A 3408-nucleotide genomic window follows, 5' to 3' on the forward strand; every position below is an offset into this window, starting at 1 on the left:
CTGCTTCCATTGCTCTTTTGATGGCAAAAACAGCACCTTCATTTCTTGCCCAGCTCCGTCGGGAAATTCCGTTGTTGACGTCCCAGAAAAGCATCGATTTTAATCTTCTGTCGGCATCATCGCTTCCATCGAGCAACATCCCGAAACCACCGTTGATTACTTCGCCCCAACCAACGCCGCCGCCATTATGAATTGAAACCCAGGTCGCCCCACGGAAACTGTCGCCAATCACATTGTGAATCGCCATATCTGCCGTAAATCTCRAACCGTCATAAATATTGGAAGTCTCTCTGTACGGCGAATCCGTGCCCGAAACATCGTGATGATCTCTACCCAAAACCACTGCCCCGATTTCTCCGTTGGCAATGGCCTTGTTGAAGGCTTCGGCGATTTTCATTCTTCCTTCTGCATCGGCGTATAAAATTCTCGCCTGTGAACCGACTACCAATTTATTTTCCTGTGCACCTTTAATCCACTGAATATTATCTTTCATCTGCTGTTGGATTTCCTCGGGAGAATTTTTAATCATTTCCTCTAAAACGTTGCAGGCAATTTCGTCTGTTTTTTGTAAATCTTCCGGTTTTCCGTTGGTACAAACCCAACGGAACGGCCCGAAACCATAATCAAAACACATCGGCCCCATAATATCCTGAACATAAGAAGGGAATTTAAACTCTCTTCCCAACGTAGGATTTTCCGACATTACATCGGCTCCGGCTCTTGATGCTTCCAACAAGAAAGCATTTCCGTAATCGAAGAAATAAGTTCCTTTTTCTGTATGTTTGTTGATGGCAGCAGCGTGTCTCCTCAAAGTTTCCTGAACTTTTTCTTTAAATAATTCTGGGTTTTCTGCCATCATTGTATTGGATTCATCAAAGGTTTGTCCGACCGGATAATAACCGCCCGCCCAAGGATTGTGAAGTGAAGTCTGGTCCGAACCGATATCGATTCTCAAATTTTCTGCATCAAATTTTTCCCAAACCTCAACAATATTTCCAAGGTAAGCCAGAGAAACCGTTTCCTGATTTTCCTGAGCATTTCTGACTCTTTCTACCAATTCATCCAGATTTTCGTGGATTTCATTCACCCATTTCTGGTCATGACGGATTTTGGTAATCTTTGGATTCACTTCTGCAATGACAGTCACGCAACCTGCGATATTTCCTGCTTTAGGCTGAGCTCCGGACATTCCACCCAAACCTGAAGTTACGAATAATCCACCTTTTGGTTCTTTATTAATTTTTCTGAAAGCATTCAAAACCGTAATCGTCGTGCCGTGCACAATTCCCTGCGGACCGATGTACATATAAGATCCTGCAGTCATTTGTCCGTACTGCGTCACACCCAACGCATTGAATTTCTCCCAATCATCGGGTTTAGAATAATTCGGAATCATCATTCCGTTCGTCACCACCACTCTCGGTGCATCTTTATGCGAAGGAAATAATCCCATCGGATGTCCGGAATACATGGTTAATGTTTGTTCGTCCGTCATTTCCGACAGATATTTCATCGTTAAAAGATATTGCGCCCAGTTACTGAAAACCGCGCCATTTCCACCATAAGTGATCAATTCGTGAGGATGTTGCGCCACTGCATAGTCCAAGTTATTCTGAATCATCAGCATAATTGCTTTTGCCTGCTCAGATTTTCCGGGATATTCTGCAATATCTCTCGCTTTCATTTCGTAATCCGGACGGAAACGATACATGTAAATTCTGCCATATTTTTCCAGTTCGGCTTTAAATTCTGGCAACAATTCTGCGTGAAATTTTGGTTCGAAATAACGCAAAGCATTTTTCAATGCCAGTTTTTTCTCTTCTTCCGTTAAGATTTCTTTACGTTTCGGAGCGTGATTAATATTAGATTCGTATGGTTTCGATTTCGGCAATTCGGCTGGAATCCCTTGTTGTATCTGTTCTTTAAAAGTCATTGTATCGTTGATGATTGTTTGTTATCGTTGTTGGGGTTTTTGTGGTTTTAAAGATATTAAAAATGAAAATTATAAAACAAATTATGGAAATCGGAATCAAAACGAAAAATTGAGGACTGATACACAACAATATAAGATTGATAACAGATAACACAAAATGAATCAACGAAAGATAAAAATCTGTTATTCTTTTCATGATGAAGACAATAAAATAACTTAATGTATAAATGAGGTAAGTCATTATTACCGATGAAAAATTATAAAAAAAATTTCCAAGATATTGATCCCAGATATTCCAGTATATTTTCCTGTTGAATCCAATAAGATCAATGGTTTCTTTATCTATAAAAAATAAAAGAATAATAAAAATAAGTATTGGTAAATTAAAAAGAATGAAAAGTTGTTTTGTAAAAAGCGTTTTCATAAAATTGTACTAAGTTGCAAATTTATTGCTTTAAAATTAAAATATAAAACGTTTAAAATTCCCCTCCTCTGGAGGGGTGGCGAAAATTCGGAAGAATTTTTGACGGGGTGGTTTAAGAAAGATAATTTTAAAAGTTTTTTTATAAACTTATTTACCACCCGTCTTAATTTTCTATGAAAATTAATCCACCCGTCCAGAGGAGGAGAATTTTAACAGCTATAATTTTTAATGATAAAATCCTCTAAATCCTTCATTACAACTCTTAAATTATTTTTCACATCAAAATCTGTTATCCTGAAAATCTTTAAGCCTAAAGATTCAAGATATTTCTGTCTTACCTCATCATAAATTTCTTTAGTATCATGACTCCAACCGTCAATTTCAATAACTAATCCTAAATTTTTTACGTAAAAATCTACAATATAGTTTCCTATAATTCTTTGTCGGTCAAAATCTATATGATGGAATGTTTTCGCGCGAATCTGTTTCCAGAATATAACTTCACTTAGAATTCCGGCTTTTCGTTTTCCCGATAAGAGCTTCTTTAAAATTGGATTGTACGGAAGATTTTCAAGATGATTTCTTTGAATTTTAATTCCTTTGATTTCCGTTAAGATTTCATTCATCGCTTTTTTGTGTTTATGAAAAGATAGGGATATTTGTTTGTTTTTTAACCACCCCGTCTTAATTTTCTGCGAAAATTAATCCACCCCTCCAAAGGAGGGGAATTTTTACAACCGTAAAAGTTTTAAACAAATAAAAAAAGCTGCCTTTGTAAGACAGCTTCTACATATTTAAAAGAATTTAATTATTATTTTTCACTAAAATCCATCCGGTAAATGTTCTTCCGTCCGGAAGGGTAATCACATACCAATAGCTTGATGTAGGAATCGGTCTTCCCGAAATTGTTCCGTCCCAGATAATCTGAGTATTTGTATTCTGTTCGAAAATTAAATATTGATAACGGTCAAATACTTTTACATTCGTCATTTTTTTCCCGAAAACATGCAGATTTCTAACGATCCATCTATCATTCATTCCGTCTCCGTTT

The 3408-nt window shown here is 36.9% G+C and carries 3 protein-coding genes; all 3 read right to left on the reverse strand.

From position 1 onward, the window contains the following. On the reverse strand, positions 1 to 1933 hold a 1933-nt coding region (locus AB4Y90_RS16725; protein WP_441558704.1), incomplete at its 3' end, for a urocanate hydratase. 633 nt (positions 1934 to 2566) lie between these two features. Beyond that, positions 2567 to 2983, reverse strand: a complete 417-nt coding sequence (locus tag AB4Y90_RS16730) for an endonuclease domain-containing protein (protein ID WP_441558705.1) — start codon at positions 2981 to 2983, stop codon at positions 2567 to 2569. Positions 2984 to 3161: 178 nt separating this feature from the next. Continuing rightward, positions 3162 to 3408, reverse strand: a 247-nt coding sequence (locus tag AB4Y90_RS16735) for a T9SS type B sorting domain-containing protein (protein WP_441558706.1), incomplete at its 5' end; no start/stop codon positions are given.

The organism is Chryseobacterium sp. 2TAF14 (genome assembly GCF_052115105.1).
Classification (GTDB): domain Bacteria; phylum Bacteroidota; class Bacteroidia; order Flavobacteriales; family Weeksellaceae; genus Chryseobacterium.